The organism is Streptomyces sp. GD-15H, from assembly GCF_045291515.1.
Lineage (GTDB): Bacteria > Actinomycetota > Actinomycetes > Streptomycetales > Streptomycetaceae > Streptomyces.
Window position 1 is genome coordinate 6338750 of sequence record NZ_CP149447.1, and the last position, 14044, is coordinate 6352793.

12 protein-coding genes and 1 pseudogene are annotated in these 14044 nt (G+C 71.1%); 7 read left to right on the forward strand and 6 right to left on the reverse strand.

What is annotated here, in order from left to right; genetic code table 11:
* Nucleotides 1–6: 6 nt before the first annotated feature.
* Nucleotides 7–638, reverse strand: a pseudogene (locus tag WJ438_RS29930) (hypothetical protein).
* Entirely contained in the window at nucleotides 631–1428 is a 798-nt protein-coding gene (locus tag WJ438_RS29935; RefSeq protein WP_406727986.1) for an alpha/beta hydrolase, read from the reverse strand. The pseudogene WJ438_RS29930 and the gene WJ438_RS29935 overlap by 8 nt, the downstream one beginning before the upstream one ends.
* A 230-nt stretch (nucleotides 1429–1658) precedes the next feature.
* Here WJ438_RS29935 and WJ438_RS29940 point away from each other — a divergent pair, with 230 nt between their 5' ends.
* The 4 genes from WJ438_RS29940 to WJ438_RS29955 all read left to right on the forward strand — a co-directional run bounded on the left by WJ438_RS29940 (nucleotide 1659) and on the right by WJ438_RS29955 (nucleotide 5580).
* Nucleotides 1659–2498, forward strand: coding sequence for a lysophospholipid acyltransferase family protein (locus tag WJ438_RS29940; RefSeq protein ID WP_406727987.1), 840 nt, complete (start codon nucleotides 1659–1661; stop codon nucleotides 2496–2498).
* Between the two features lie 30 nt (nucleotides 2499–2528).
* Nucleotides 2529–3794: a MacS family sensor histidine kinase gene (gene macS / locus WJ438_RS29945; protein ID WP_406727988.1), complete on the forward strand. Its 1266-nt coding sequence runs from the start codon at nucleotides 2529–2531 to the stop codon at nucleotides 3792–3794.
* Nucleotides 3791–4498 carry a response regulator gene (locus WJ438_RS29950; RefSeq protein ID WP_406727989.1) on the forward strand — a complete coding sequence of 236 codons (708 nt, stop codon included), beginning with the start codon at nucleotides 3791–3793 and terminating at the stop codon, nucleotides 4496–4498. The genes macS and WJ438_RS29950 overlap by 4 nt, the downstream gene beginning before the upstream one ends.
* Before the next feature lie 86 nt (nucleotides 4499–4584).
* Complete coding sequence (locus tag WJ438_RS29955; protein WP_406727990.1) at nucleotides 4585–5580, forward strand: 2-hydroxyacid dehydrogenase; 996 nt, start codon at nucleotides 4585–4587, stop codon at nucleotides 5578–5580.
* Here WJ438_RS29955 and WJ438_RS29960 read toward each other — a convergent pair.
* Nucleotides 5532–7502 (reverse strand): anthranilate synthase family protein, encoded by a 1971-nt coding sequence (locus tag WJ438_RS29960; RefSeq protein ID WP_406727991.1) that lies wholly within the window; start codon nucleotides 7500–7502, stop codon nucleotides 5532–5534. The two genes, WJ438_RS29955 and WJ438_RS29960, sit on opposite strands and share 49 nt — an antisense overlap.
* A 323-nt stretch (nucleotides 7503–7825) precedes the next feature.
* Between WJ438_RS29960 and WJ438_RS29965 the strand changes: the two genes are divergently transcribed.
* Together WJ438_RS29965 and WJ438_RS29970 are read left to right on the forward strand one after the other, a co-directional pair.
* Complete coding sequence (locus WJ438_RS29965) at nucleotides 7826–9178, forward strand: class II 3-deoxy-7-phosphoheptulonate synthase (RefSeq protein WP_406727992.1); 1353 nt, start codon at nucleotides 7826–7828, stop codon at nucleotides 9176–9178.
* Nucleotides 9179–9371: 193 nt separating this feature from the next.
* On the forward strand, nucleotides 9372–9605 hold the full coding sequence (locus WJ438_RS29970; protein WP_406727993.1) for a bacterioferritin-associated ferredoxin: 234 nt from the start codon (nucleotides 9372–9374) through the stop codon (nucleotides 9603–9605).
* A gap of 70 nt (nucleotides 9606–9675) precedes the next feature.
* On the opposite strand, the gene bfr is transcribed toward WJ438_RS29970, so the two are convergent.
* The gene (bfr, locus tag WJ438_RS29975) at nucleotides 9676–10155 is read right to left on the reverse strand and encodes a bacterioferritin (protein ID WP_406727994.1); all 480 of its coding nucleotides are present in this window, start codon (nucleotides 10153–10155) and stop codon (nucleotides 9676–9678) included.
* Nucleotides 10156–10339: 184 nt separating this feature from the next.
* On the opposite strand from bfr, the gene WJ438_RS29980 reads away from it, so the two are divergent.
* Nucleotides 10340–10987, forward strand: a complete 648-nt coding sequence (locus tag WJ438_RS29980; protein WP_406727995.1) for a sulfite oxidase-like oxidoreductase — start codon at nucleotides 10340–10342, stop codon at nucleotides 10985–10987.
* A gap of 30 nt (nucleotides 10988–11017) precedes the next feature.
* Here WJ438_RS29980 and WJ438_RS29985 read toward each other — a convergent pair whose 3' ends face one another.
* Nucleotides 11018–11893 (reverse strand): deoxyribonuclease IV, encoded by an 876-nt coding sequence (locus tag WJ438_RS29985; protein ID WP_406727996.1) that lies wholly within the window; start codon nucleotides 11891–11893, stop codon nucleotides 11018–11020.
* 48 nt (nucleotides 11894–11941) lie between these two features.
* Complete coding sequence (gene pknB / locus WJ438_RS29990; protein ID WP_406727997.1) at nucleotides 11942–13909, reverse strand: Stk1 family PASTA domain-containing Ser/Thr kinase; 1968 nt, start codon at nucleotides 13907–13909, stop codon at nucleotides 11942–11944.
* Nucleotides 13910–14044: the final 135 nt, after the last annotated feature.

Sequence of the window (14044 nt, forward strand, 5' to 3'; positions counted from 1 at the left end):
CCGCTCTCAGACCACCGCGCCGCGGCCGGGATCGTCGTCGTCCTCGTCGCCGGTGCGCATCCGCATCACCAGGGTGGCGAAGCCGCCCAGGAAGCCGCCGATGCAGAGCGTGGTCAGCCACCAGGTCATCTCCCAGCCGAGCAGGATCGCCAGCATGAGCAGCACCGGGCCGCCCAGCACCCCCAGCCAGGCGAACTTGGAGGTGATGTCGGACTCGGGCAGCGGCGGCGGCTCCGGCGGTACGAAGTGGCCCTCGTCGCCGTCGTCGAAGTCGTCGTCCGAGGGCTCGGACACGCTGTAGTCGCGCGGGCCGACGCCCGGCGCGAAGGCGATGGAGCCGCCCAGCGGCTTGGCCGGCTTCTCCCGGTCTTCGTCGGGGCCCCGGCCTGCGCCGCCCCCTCGTCATTGGTGTCGGACTCCAGCAACGCGAGGTCCTCGACCGACTTGAACGGCTTGACGCCCGCCGGGTCCGGCGGCTCGTCCCCGTACCCGGCGACGATCGCCGCCCACGCGGCGTCCTCGTCGAAGGGGACGGCCTGCTCCTCCGGACCTCGGCCGTCACGGCCCTGGCCGGCCTCGCGTGCCTCCCGGTCCTCGCGCCCTTCGCGGTCCTCGCGGTCCGAGTCGTGCTCAGCCACCTGTGGTCGTCCCTTCCTTGCCGAGACCGGGCTCGTTGACGGCGCCGGGTGCGAGCCGGCCGATGAACGCGGTGCTCTCCTGGAAGATCCGCTCCGCGTCGTAGTCCAACGTCGCCACGTGATAGCTCTGTTCCAGCAGGATCTCCGTCACGTCGAGCGACGAGACCCGGCCGAGGATCCGGGCCGAGTCCGCGGGCGGCACCACATGGTCCTGCGGGCTGCGCAGAAGCAGCAGAGGCTGGGTGACCTGGGGCAGTTCGCCGTCGAGCAGACGCAGGAAGGTGCGCAGGGAGTGGGCCGCGTGCAGCGGCACCCGGTCGTACCCCAGCTCCGTGACCGACGGGTTCGCGATGTCGCTCGCGATCCCCTTCGTCGCGGGGATCAGGTGGCGGACCACGGGCAGCGCGTGCGCGGTCAGTCCGTGCACCTTGTTCGCCGGGTTGACGACCATGACGCCGCTCACCGCGTCGCCGTGCCGCGCGGCCAGCCGCAGGGCGAGCGCGCCGCCCATGGACAGGCCGGCCACGAAGACCCGAGCGCACCGGTCCCGCAGCAGCCGCAACTCGCGGTCCACCTCCGCGTACCAGTCCTGCCAGCCGGTCAGCCGCAGGTCCTGCCAGCGGGTGCCGTGCCCGGGGAGCAGGGGCAGCGAGACGGTCAGGCCGTGTTCGGCGAAATGCTCCGCCCAGGGGCGCAGCGACTGCGGTGAACCGGTGAAGCCGTGGCAGAGGAGGACTGCGGTCTCCCCGCCCTCATGGCGATACGGCTCGGCTCCGGTCAGGAGCGGCACCTTGGCCTCCCGGTCTGAAAGTCGTAGGAGTCATAGGAGTCGTGAGAAGGGGCTGTACGGCATGACGGTCATGGCACGGGTGCCATGGGCCGGGCCCGCACACGAGTTGCAGGACCTTCACCGTACGCGACCGCACTGACACCGACCAGGGTCGTCGGAGCCATTGACGGCGCCCCGGGATAAGGTCTGACCCATACGCACAGGAAGGCACTCGGTTGTTGTACGGCGCGATGAAGGTCACCGTCGGAGGGTCGCTGAAGCTCGCCTTCCGGCCCTGGGTGGAGGGCCTGGAGAACGTACCCGCCGGGGGCCCCGCCATTCTGGCCAGCAACCACCTGTCGTTCTCCGACTCCTTCTTCCTGCCGGCCGTGCTCGACCGCAAGGTCACCTTCATCGCCAAGGCCGAGTACTTCACCACGCCCGGGGTGAAGGGACGGCTGACGGCCGCCTTCTTCAAGGGCGTGGGCCAGCTCCCGGTGGACCGCTCCGGCGCGCGTGGCGCCGGTGAGGCGGCGATCAGGAGCGGCATAGAGGTACTCGAACGCGGCGAGTTGTTCGGCATCTACCCCGAGGGCACGCGCTCGCCCGACGGGCGTCTCTACCGGGGCAAGCCGGGCGGCCTCGCGCGCGTGGCGCTCGCCACCGGCGCGCCCGTGCTCCCGGTCGCCATGATCGACACGGAGAAGGTCCAGCCGCCCGGGAAGGTCGTCCCGAAGCTGATCCGGCCGGGCATCCGCATAGGCAGGCCGTTGGACTTCAGCCGCTACCACGGTATGGAGCACGACCGTTTCGTGCTCCGCGCGGTGACCGACGAAGTCATGTACGAGATCATGAAGCTCTCCGGCCAGGAGTACGTCGACATCTACGCGACCGCCATGAAGCGGCAGCTCGCGGAGGCGGCCAAGGCCGGCAAGGAAGCGGAGAAGGCCGAGAAGGCGGCGAGGGCGGAACTCGCCCGCACCGAGAAGGCGGAGAAGGAAGCCGAGCGGCAGGCGAAGGAAGCGGCGGAGAAGGAAGCACCGCGGGACGAGGCCGCCGAGCAGCGGCGGTCCGACCCCTGGAATCCGTAAGCGGGTCCGGGGGCGGGAGTGGGGGAGGGCATGCCCAGGGGCGGGAAAGTCATGAGGATGTCGGTCGAGCAGCCGCTGTGGCGCGCGCTCGCCGGCTACCGGGTCCTCGCCATGGTCTACGCGATCGGCTTGTTCGCCACCGCCTACGAGGAGTTCGAGCGCCCCTGGCTCGCCGTGGCCTACTTCGCTGTGCTGGCCGGATGGACGCTGGCCACCCTGCCCCGGGTCGCGAACGCCGCCCGCTGCACCAAACGCTTCCTCACCGCCGACCTGACCATCGCACTCGCCGGCATCCTGCTCACCCCCGTCGCCGACGCCCACGAGCGGGTCCAGGCGGGCGGCCCGACCATGCCGTCGATCTGGACCGCCGGCTCGGTGCTCGCCTTCGCCATCAAGGGCGGCTGGCGCTGGGCGGCCCTCGCCTCCACCCTGGTGGCCGTCGCCAACCTGGTCGAGCGCGGCGGCCCCGCCCGCGACACCGTGCACAACGTGATCCTCGTCTGGGTCGCCTCCATGGCCATCGGCTACGTCGTCGAGGTCGCCCGTGCCTCCGAGCGCACCCTCGCCCGCGCCCTGGAGATCGAGGCCGCGACGAGGGAACGGGAGCGGCTCGCGCGGGACATCCACGACAGCGTGCTCCAGGTGCTCGCGATGGTGCAGCGGCGCGGCGCGGTGATCGGCGGCGAGGCGGCCGAACTGGGCCGGATGGCCGGCGAGCAGGAGGTGGCGCTGCGCACACTGGTCTCCGGCGGCCTGGTGCCCGTACCCAGGGCCTCGCGGGACAAGGCCGGGGGAGCGGTCGTACGCGCCGTGGAGGACACCACCGAGGAGGCCGGGGACGGCCCGGAGGGCGACACCGGGGACGGCCCCGTCGACCTGCGTGCCCTGCTCGCCCCGTACGCCGGTGCCCTGGTCAGCCTCGCCGAACCCGGGGCGCCGGTGCCGCTCGCGCCGGCCTCCGCGCGGGAGGTCGCCGCCGCCGTCGGGGCCGCCCTGGACAACGTACGCAAGCACGCCGGGCCGGACGCCCGGGCCTGGATCCTGGTCGAGGACGAACCGGACGAGGTGATCGTCACCGTCCGCGACGACGGACCCGGCATCCCCGAGGGCCGGCTCGCCCAGGCCGAGGGCGAGGGGCGGCTCGGGGTGGCCCTGTCGATCCGGGGACGGCTGCGCGACCTCGGCGGCGACGCGGAACTGGTCTCGGTGCCCGGACAGGGCACGGAGGTCGAGTTGAGGGTGCCGAAGGGCAGGAACGACGAGTGGGACGTGCGGGGGAAGGCGGAGCGACGATGACGGACACGGCAACCGGAGGGCACGGCGGGCAGGGCGGCCCGGACCCGGTCAGGGTGATGGTGGTCGACGACCACCCCATGTGGCGCGACGCCGTCGCCCGCGACCTGTCCGAGTCCGGCTTCGAGGTGGTTGCCACCGCCGGTGACGGCGACCAGGCCGTGCGCCGCGCCAGGGCCGCCGCGCCCGACGTCCTCGTCCTCGACCTGAACCTGCCCGGCAAGCCCGGTGTCCAGGTCTGCAAGGAGGTCGTCGCCGCGAACCCCGCCCTGCGCGTGCTGGTGCTCTCGGCGAGCGGCGAGCACGCCGACGTCCTGGAAGCGGTGAAGTCGGGTGCCACCGGCTACCTGCTGAAGTCGGCCTCGACCCAGGACCTGCAGGACGCGGTGCGCCGTACGGCGGTCGGCGACCCGGTGTTCACCCCGGGCCTGGCCGGACTGGTCCTCGGCGAGTACCGCCGGCTGGCCTCCGATCCGGCACCCGCCCCGGAGAGCGGCGGAACCAAGGCGCCCCGGCTGACCGACCGGGAGACCGAGGTGCTGCGCCTGGTCGCCAAGGGCCTCAGCTACAAGCAGATCGCCGAACGGCTCGTCATCTCCCACCGCACGGTGCAGAACCACGTGCAGAACACCCTGGGCAAGCTCCAGCTGCACAACCGTGTGGAACTCGTCCGCTACGCCATAGAACGCGGTCTCGACGACGAGTAGGGCCTGTCCGGCCCCAGCACACCCCTCTCCAGCCCCGTATATTCGCGCAGCGGCAATGATTCCGGCACGACCCCCGGAGGGAACCCGTGGAAATACTCGCGTTCGGTGTGCAGTCGGACGAGAAGCCCATGATCGAGCGGGCCTTCCAAGGCCACCACGAGGTACGTGGCCTGGACGTCTTCCTCAACGAGGACACCGCCCTCATCGCGACCGGCCACGAGGTGATCTCCACCAGCGTCAACTGCGACCTCGGCGCCGAGGTCCTGGAGAACCTGGCGGCCGGCGGCACCCGGATGATCGCCCAGCGGTCCACCGGCTTCAACAACGTCGACCTGAAGACGGCCGAGCGGCTCGGCCTGACGGTCGCCCGGGTGTCGTACTACTCGCCCCACTCGGTCGCCGAGTTCGCCTGGACCCTCGCCATGGCGGTCAACCGCCGGATCGTCCGCGCCTCCACCCGCACCCGCGACTTCGACTTCCGCCTCGACGGACTGATGGGCCGCGACATGCACGGCCGCACCGCCGGCGTCCTCGGCACCGGCAAGATCGGCGAGGCGTTCGCCCGGATCGCACACGGCTTCGGCATGCGGCTGCTCGGCTGGGACGTCGCCGAGAACCCCGCCTGCCGGGAGCTCGGCATGACGTACGTCCCCAAGGAGCGGCTGCTCGCCGAGTCCGACCTGGTCACCCTGCACGTTCCGCTCGTGCCGGAGACCCACCGGCTGATCGACGGGCCCGCCCTGAGGACGATGCGGGACGACGCGATCCTGGTGAACTCCAGCCGCGGCGGACTCGTCGACACCGCCGCCCTCGTCGCCGAACTGCGCGCGGGCCGCTTCACCGGCGTCGGACTGGACGTGTACGAGGCGGAGGCGGGCCTGTTCTTCCTCGACAAGTCCCTGGAGGCCCTCGAGGACGACACCCTGGCCCGCCTCATCACCTTCCCCAACGTCCTGGTGACGTCCCATCAGGCGTACTACACCGTGGACGCCGTCAGCCAGATCATCGAGACCACGGTGCGCAACGTCCTCGACTACACCGAGGGCCGCCGCTCGGAGAACGTCCTCGTACCGCGGAGCTGACCCATCAGCTCCGCGACGAGAGCCGCACCGTTCAGGGTGAGCACCGACTCGGGGTGGAACTGCAGCGACGCGAAGCCGGGGCCGCGCAGGGCGTGCACCTCGCCGTTCGCCGCGCGGCTCACCTCGACGTCGTGCGCGGTCAGTTCCGCCGCCGCCTCGTCGTCGCAATGGGCGACGAAGCTGTTGTAGAAGCCGACCGTCTCCGGCCGCCCGAACAGGTCGATCTCGGTCTGCGCCCCCTGGTACGGCACCTCCTTGCGGACCGTGTCGAGACCCAGCTCGGCCGCGATCAGCTCGTGGCCGAGGCAGACGCCGAGGACGCCGTGCCGGCTGTCCCTGAGCACCGCGGCGGTCAGGCCGCGCAGGAACCGCATCTTCGGGTCGGCCGTGTCGGACGGGTCACCGGGGCCGGGCCCCAGCACCACCGGCCCCTCGTGCCCGAGCGCCGCCTCCCGCAGCCCCGGTTCGTCGTACCGCCGGACGGTGACCGCGAGCCCCGACGAGCGCAGCACGTGCGCGAGCATCGCCGTGAAGGTGTCCTCCCCGTCGACGACCAGGGCGTGTCCCCCCAGCGCGGCCGACGGCTCCCGCATCCGCAGCCAGAACGGGGCCAGCGAGGCCCGCCGCCCGTCCAGCGCCGCCCGCACCCGCGGATCGTCGGCCAGCCGCGGCCGTACGGACTCCTCGCGCGGCCGTGCCGGGCGCACCCCCAGCGCGGTCAGCACCCCGGCCGCCTTCGCATGGGTCTCGGCGACCTCGCCCGCCGGGTCCGAGCCCCGCACCAGCGTGGCGCCGACCGGCACCCGCAGCCGCCCGGCCGCGTCGATGTCGGCGGTGCGGATGAGGATGGGGGAGTCGAGGGTCTGGGCGCCCACGGACCCTTCCCGCCCACCCCCCGCGGACCGTCCGAGCAGCGCCAGCGCGCCCGCGTAGTACCCGCGCCCGGTGCCGTCCCGCCCGAGGGGCTCGTACCGCTCGATCACCCGGCAGGCGTTCTGCACCGGCGACCCGGTGACGGTCGCGGCGAACATGGTCTCCTTCAGCACCTCCCGCACATCCAGCGAGGACCGGCCGCGCAGCTCGTACTCGGTGTGCGCGAGATGCGCCATCTCCTTCAGCCGGGGGCCGACCACGACCCCGCCCATGTCACCGACGGTGCACATCATCTTGAGCTCCTCGTCGACGACCATCGACAGCTCCTCGATCTCCTTGCCGTCGGCGAGGAAGTCCAGCAGGTGCTCGGGGGTCGGTCCCCCGGCCGGGTAGCGGTACGTGCCGCTGATCGGGTTCATCACGACGGTTCCGCCGGACGCCCGCACGTGCACCTCGGGGCTCGCACCGACCAGCGTCCGCCCGCCCGTCTCCCACCCCCGCCCTTCCAGGGATGGCCCTCCGGGCCCTTTCTCGTTTCCGGTGCACACCACGAACGTCCAGTACGCGCCCCGCTCGCCCTCCAGCAGCCGCCGGAACAATGCCAGCGCGTCGGCCCGCCCGAACCCGGGGATCTCACCCTCGTAGGTCCGCCGGATCACGAAGTTGGCGCCCTCGCCCCGCCCGATCTCCTCCCGCAGCACCCGCCCGACGATCTCGGCGTACGCGTCGTCGTCGACGTCGAAGCCGCCGTCCTCCACCCGGACGTCGTGCGCGGGCAGTTGTTCCAGGGCATCGGTGAGCGGGATCTCGTGGCGCTCCTCGGGGGTCAGCACCAGCAGCGGGGTGCCGTCGTCGCGCACGTCGAAACCGCGCTCCCGGATCTGCCGGAAGGGGATGAGCGCCAGCCCCTCGTCGGGCAGGTCGGCCAGCCGGTCACGGGGGGTGACGGGGCCGAGCAGCAGCTCCACCACGGTGTCGTCGTGGCCGGGGGTGCGGCGGCGCAGCAGGGCGAACGGGCGGGGGTCGTCCAGTAGGTCGAGCAGGTTCATCGGTCGTGGTCCCTCGGTGAGGGAGGGCCGGCCCGTCGTACGCGGCCGCAGCGCGGGCCGCGAACGCCGAAGGCCGCCCCTCGGGCGGCCTTCGCGGAGTCTTGCGTACGCGCGATGAGTCAGTGGGCCGCCGGAGAAGCGGTCCACCACCAGTTCAGGACGGAAGGGTTCTGAACCGAACCGTTCCGGGTCGAAAGCGCGAACATGCGACGCACCTTAGCGCATGCCTCTCGCATGGTCCTCACGTGTCCACGGAGGGTATCCCCTGTCTCACTTGCTGGGCATGGCCCGGAAGGCGCCCTCCCACCCCGTAATGTTGAGGCGTGACCGTGAACGCTAAGACCAGCCCGAGCGCTGACAACACCTGGCGAGACCTGCCCGCGGCGCAGCAGCCCGAGTACCCCGACACCGAGGCTCTGCGCGCAGTGATCGCGGACCTCGAGTCGTATCCACCGCTCGTCTTCGCGGGCGAGTGCGACCAGCTGCGCGCCCGGATGGCGGCCGTCGCCAAGGGAGAGGCGTTCCTCCTCCAGGGCGGCGACTGCGCCGAGTCCTTCGACGCGGTGTCCGCCGACCACATCAGGGCCAAGCTCAAGACACTGCTCCAGATGGGCGCCGTACTGACGTACGCCGCGTCCGTGCCCGTCGTGAAGGTGGGCCGGATCGCCGGCCAGTACTCCAAGCCGCGCTCCAAGTCGACCGAGACCCGCGACGGCGTGACCCTGCCCACCTACCGGGGCGACTCCGTCAACGGCTTCGACTTCACCGAAAAGGCCCGCGTCCCGGACCCCGAGCGGCTGAAGCGCATGTACCACGCCTCGGCCTCCACGCTGAACCTGGTGCGCGCCTTCACCACCGGCGGCTACGCCGACCTGCGCCAGGTGCACGCCTGGAACCAGGACTTCGTGAAGTCGTCCCCGTCCGGCCAGCGCTACGAGCAGCTCGCCCGCGAGATCGACAACGCGCTGAACTTCATGCAGGCCTGCGGGGTCGAGCCGGAGGAGTTCAAGACCGTCGAGTTCTTCTCGTCGCACGAGGCGCTGCTGCTGGACTACGAGTCGGCGCTGACCCGCGTGGACTCGCGCACCGGCCGGCTGTACGACGTCTCCGCGCACATGGTGTGGATCGGTGAGCGCACCCGGCAGCTGGACCACGCGCACGTCGAGTTCGCCTCGAAGATCCGCAACCCGATCGGCGTCAAGCTCGGCCCAACCACCACCGCCGAGGACGCGCTGCAGTACATCGAGCGGCTCGATCCCGAGCGGGAGCCGGGCCGGCTGACCTTCATCGTCCGGATGGGTGCGGACAAGATCCGCGACAGGCTTCCCGAGCTGGTCGAGAAGGTCACCGCCTCCGGTGCCACCGTCGCCTGGGTGACCGACCCGATGCACGGCAACACCTTCGAGGCGGCCTCCGGGCACAAGACCCGCCGCTTCGACGACGTGCTCGACGAGGTGAAGGGCTTCTTCGAGGTCCACAAGGAGCTCGGCACCCACCCGGGCGGCATCCACGTGGAACTCACCGGCGACGACGTCACCGAGTGCGTGGGCGGCGGCGACGAGATCTTCGTCGACGATCTGCACCAGCGCTACGAGACCGCCTGCGACCCCCGGCTGAACCGCAGCCAGTCGCTGGACCTGGCGTTCCTCGTCGCCGAGATGTACCGGGACCAGTGACCCGGTAACCCAGCCACCGGCGTCACCGGCCGTTCACCTGCCGCAACGGCGAGCGAGGGGTGGGGCGCGGATCACACGGGATCCGCGCCCCACCCCACTTTCATGCCCTTTGGGCGACAGGTAAGGTTAGGTTAGCCTCACCGACCCGGGGTCGGTGTGGCACGACCCAGCACTACGTCGGGAGGCGAACCGCGTGTATATCTGCAGTTGCTTCGGCGTCACCGAGCAGCAGGTGAGGAAGCACGCGGAGGACGGTGCCTGTACTCCCCGCCAGATAGCGTCCGCCTGCAAGGCGGGCACGGACTGCGGTTCCTGCGTACGCCGTATCCAGGCCCTGCTGGGGCGGGGCGGGTGCCCGCGCCGCGACCTGGTGGGCCAGGGCGAGCCGGCGCTCGCCGAACTCACCGGGCTCGACGAAGCGGCCTGATCCCGCTCGGCCGGTCCCCGGCCGTCGGCGGTCCCGCTGCCCGGCCGTCCCGTTCTCGGCCGTCCCGTTCTCAGCTGTCCGGCTGCTCGATCACCTGGGCGATGTAGAGCGCCTCGCCGAGCTTCTCCACCAGGTCCAGCTGGGTGTCGAGGTAGTCGATGTGGTGCTCCTCGTCCGCGAGGATCGACTCGAAGATGTTCGCGGACGTGATGTCGCCCTTCTCGCGCATCACCTTGATGCCGCGCCGAAGCCGGTCGATCGCCTCGACCTCGATCTGCCGGTCCGCCTCGAACATCTCCTTGACGGTCTGGCCCACCCGCACATGGAAGAGCCGCTGGTAGTTCGGCAGCCCTTCCAGGAACAGGATGCGGTCGGTCAGCAGCTCGGCGTGCTTCATCTCGTCGAACGACTCGGCCCGCGTGTACTTCGCGAGCTTGGTCCAGCCGAAGTTCTCCTGCATCTTGGAGTGCAGGAAGTACTGGTTGATCGCGGTCAGCTCGGCGGTCAGCTGCTCGTTGAGGAATTCGATGACCTCGGGGTCGCCCTGCATCGCAGCGGCTCCTTCCACACGAATGAACGGGCCAGGTGCGCCGAATGATTCCACCGGTGGAGAAGATCGTCCAGTAAGTATCTCCTTACTGAGTAAGGAGATACTTACTGCTCTTTGGTGGAGATTGTCCGAGTTCATGTGGCCCCGGTCCGATGCGTCACGCCGGGTCTGTCAGGATGGAAGCATGGGTCAGCCTGCGGAACGCGAATCGGGGGAGCGCACAGCAGAGGGAGCGGCGCGGTTCGAGCTCCCGCCGGGGCAGCGACTGCAAAAGGGCTGGCCGGTCACGCACTACGGGCCCGTCCCCAGGTTCCGGCCCGAGCGCTGGGAGTTCAGGGTGTTCGGCGCCACCGCAGACGGCGACAAGCACTGCTGGAACCATGGGGAGTTCACGGCCCTGCCGTACCACAGCGTCGTGGCCGATCTGCACTGCGTCACGAAGTTCAGCATGCTCGGCGCCGAATGGGGCGGGATTCCGGCCCGTACCCTCCTGGAACTCGCTCCGCCCGCGCCCGACGTCACCCATGTGATGGTGTGGGCCGAGTACGGATTCAGCTCCAACCTGCGGCTGGCGGACTTCTCGTCCGAGCAGGCCCTCTTCGCCACCCACAAGGACGGCGAACTGCTGACCGCCGAGCACGGGTTTCCGCTCCGTCTGATCGTCCCCCACCTCTACGCCTGGAAGGGACCGAAGTGGGTCCGCGGCGTGGAGTACATGACCGCCGACCGCCGCGGCTTCTGGGAGGAGCGCGGCTATCACAACGTCGGCGACCCCTGGAAGGAACAGCGCTACTCGTACCAGGAGGAGCCCGGGGACGGCCCCGAAATCTGACCGGGGCCGTCCCCGGGCGGCCCCGGGGCCCTAATCCCGGAGTTTCTTCAGACGCTCCACGTCCGCCGCATGCCCCTGCTTGCCGCCGGGGGTCTCGATGACCAGGGGTACGCCCTCGGTCGCCGGATGCGTCATCAGCGTGCGGAACGGGTCCTCGCCTATGTGGCCTCCGCCGATGTTCGCGTGACGGTCCTTGCGCGCGCCGACCACATCCATGGAGTCGTTGGCGTGGATGAGCTTCAGCCGTCCCTCGCCGACCGTGTCCACCAGCAGGTCCAGTGTCTGACGCATCCCGCTCGGCCCGGTCAGATCGTGTCCGGCCGCGAAGACGTGGCAGGTGTCCAGGCAGACACCCAGCTTCGGGTGGGCGTCCAGCGCCTCGAAGTACGGACCGAAGTCCCAGACCCGCGAGCACAGGGAGGCGCCCTGGCCAGCCGTCGACTCCAGCAGCAGGAACGGGTCGTCGTCACGGGTGAGCTCGTCGAGCAGCGGCAGCAGGTACTCCCGTACCTGCCTCAGCGCCACCGACCGCTCCCGTCCGCCGGTCGCGCTGCCGGTGTGCACCACCACACCCCGCGCCCCGATCGCGCGCCCGCGCCGCAGCGAGTGCCGCAGCGACTCGGCGGACCGCTCGGCGGTCGCCTCGGTGTGGGAGCCGAAGTTGATCAGATACGGAGCGTGCACGTACGCCGGGATCGACGCCGCCGCACACGCCTCGCGGAACGCCGCGTCCTGCCGGGGGTCGCCGGTCGGCGTCGCCCAGCCGCGCGGGTTGGCGACGAAGACCTGCACGGCCTCCGCGCGCAGCTCACGGGCGTAGGACAGGCCGACGGAATGCAGACCGCCGGCCACGGGGACATGGCCGCCGACCGGGTTGCGGGCAGGGCCGGACAGGTGGTTCTTCACCCTTCCAGGGTGTCATGCCCCGAGTCGCCGGAGCCCCGGAGCCCCTTGTCAGCGGATCTTGAGGGTGATCGTCGAGCCCTTGGGCGCGGTGTCCCCGCCGGACACGGACTGGGCCTTGACGGTGTCACCGAACAGACCGAGCAGCCCGCGGTCCTCCTTGACCCGGAACCCGGCTCCCTCCAGCTTCCCGGTGGCCTCGTCCACACTGTCGCCGACCACGTCCGGAACCCGGATCATCTCGGGTCCCTTGGACAGCGTCAGCGTCACGGTGTCCCCCTCGGCGGCCTCACTGCCGGCCTCTGGGCTCTGCAGGGCCACCCGGCCCGCGTCGTGCTCGGAGGTGACCCGCTCTGCGGCGGTCCTCACCTCGAGGCCGGCCTCCTCCAGCTCGGCGCGCGCGTCGTCCAGGTCCTGGCCGATCACCTCGGGGATGTCCACCGGGCTGCCCTTGCTCACGGTGAGCGCCACCGCCGAGCCCGCCCGGACCTCCGTGTCCTTGCCCGGCCGGGTGGAGATCACGAAGCCCTTGGACGCGTCCTCGCTGAACTCCTGGGTGACCATGCCGGGTTCCAGACCCGCGTCCTTGAGCACGGACCGTGCCTTGTCCAGCCGGTAGCCGTCGACATCGGGCACCCGCACGGTCTGCGGCCCCTTGGAGAGAGTGAGCGAGACCGAGTCGGTGCCGCGGATACGGGCACCCGCCTCCGGATCCGTGCTGATCACCGTGCCCCGCTTCACGGTGTCGCTGTACGCCTCCCTGACCTGGCCGACGCCCAGTCCGGCGTCCGCCAGCCGCTCCCGGGCCTCCTTCTCGGTCTTCGCCAGCAGCGGCGGGACCTCGGTGAACTGGCCGGAGTTGATGTACCACAGGCCTGCCCCGGCGCCGAGCACCAGCAGCACGGCGACGACGATCGCCATCGGGCCGCGCCGCAGCAGCGGACCCCGCAGCGACGCACCGCGCCGGGGCGGCGGTGGCGCCGGGGACTGGAGCCGGCTGGTGTGGTGGTCCTCGTCGACGGGCAGCGGGCGGGATGGGGGTCCCCCCGCGTGAGCGAAGCCGAGCGTGGGGGACGTCAGCGCGCGCGGGATGACGCTCGTACGGTGCTCTGCGCCCTGGACGTGCTGGTGCTCCGACGTCAGCGCCTGCGGCGGCATCGCGTCCAGCTGCTCGGCGTCGAGCCCGCCGCGCGCCTCGCGGACCTGCGCGAGGAGCGCCACCGCGTCGTACGGGCGGACCTCCGGGTTGCGCGCGGTCGCCGACGCGACCAGCTCGTCCAGCGCGTACGCCATACCGGGTACGGCGACCGACGGGGGCGGCACGTCGTCGTGCAGATGCTTGTAGAGCACGATCGCGGGGGAGTCGCCGTCGTGCGGCTTCTCACCGGTCAGCATCTCGTACAGCAGGATGCCGCACGCGTAGACGTCCACGCGGGGGGCGGCGGTACCGCTCTCGATCTGCTCCGGCGCCAGGTACGAGACCGTACCCAGCACGGTGCCGGTGGTGTTCGTCACCGTGTCCACGGCCCGGACCAGCCCGAAGTCGGCGACTTTGACCCGGCCGTCGTCCCCGATCAGCACGTTCTCCGGCTTCATGTCCCGGTGCACGAACCCGGCCCGGTGCGCGGCGCCGAGCGCGGCCAGCATCGGCTCCAGGATGTCCAGCGCGGCCCGCGGCTGCAGCGCACCGCGCTCGCGCAGCACGTCACGCAGGGTGCAGCCGGCGACGTACTCCATCGCCAGGTAGACGTACGCCCCGTCGGTGCCCTGGTCGAAGACCTGGACCACGTTCGGATGGGCCAACCGGGCGACCGACTTCGCCTCGCGGATGAACCGCTCGACGAAGGAGCCGTCGGCGGCGAGCGCCGGGTGCATCACCTTGAGCGCGAGCACGCGGTCCAGACGGGTGTCCACGGCCCGGTAGACCGTGGCCATCCCGCCGACCGCGATACGCGCCTCGACGCGATACCGGCCGTCGAGCAGCTGCCCGACCAGAGGGTCCTGAAGGGTCGTGTCCACGCAGGGGAGTCTACGAGGAGCCGCCGACGGCGCCGACCGGATCGGTCCGGACCGGGGCGCGACTGCAGCCGACCTGTGACGCAACCCACGGAGGGACGCTCCGCGGCCGCCGACGGTGCTCGGCCCCCATGAGGA

Excerpts from the sequence above, each read along its gene's own strand:
- bfr (WP_406727994.1), bottom strand. The coding sequence starts at position 10,155 with ATGCAGGGCGACCCCGAGGTCATCGAATTCCTCAACGAGCAGCTGACC.
- WJ438_RS29940 (WP_406727987.1), top strand. The coding sequence starts at position 1,659 with ATGAAGGTCACCGTCGGAGGGTCGCTGAAGCTCGCCTTCCGGCCCTGG.
- macS (WP_406727988.1), top strand. The coding sequence starts at position 2,529 with ATGCCCAGGGGCGGGAAAGTCATGAGGATGTCGGTCGAGCAGCCGCTG.
- WJ438_RS29950 (WP_406727989.1), top strand. The coding sequence starts at position 3,791 with ATGACGGACACGGCAACCGGAGGGCACGGCGGGCAGGGCGGCCCGGAC.
- WJ438_RS29980 (WP_406727995.1), top strand. The coding sequence starts at position 10,340 with ATGGGTCAGCCTGCGGAACGCGAATCGGGGGAGCGCACAGCAGAGGGA.
- WJ438_RS29960 (WP_406727991.1), bottom strand. The coding sequence starts at position 7,502 with ATGAACCTGCTCGACCTACTGGACGACCCCCGCCCGTTCGCCCTGCTG.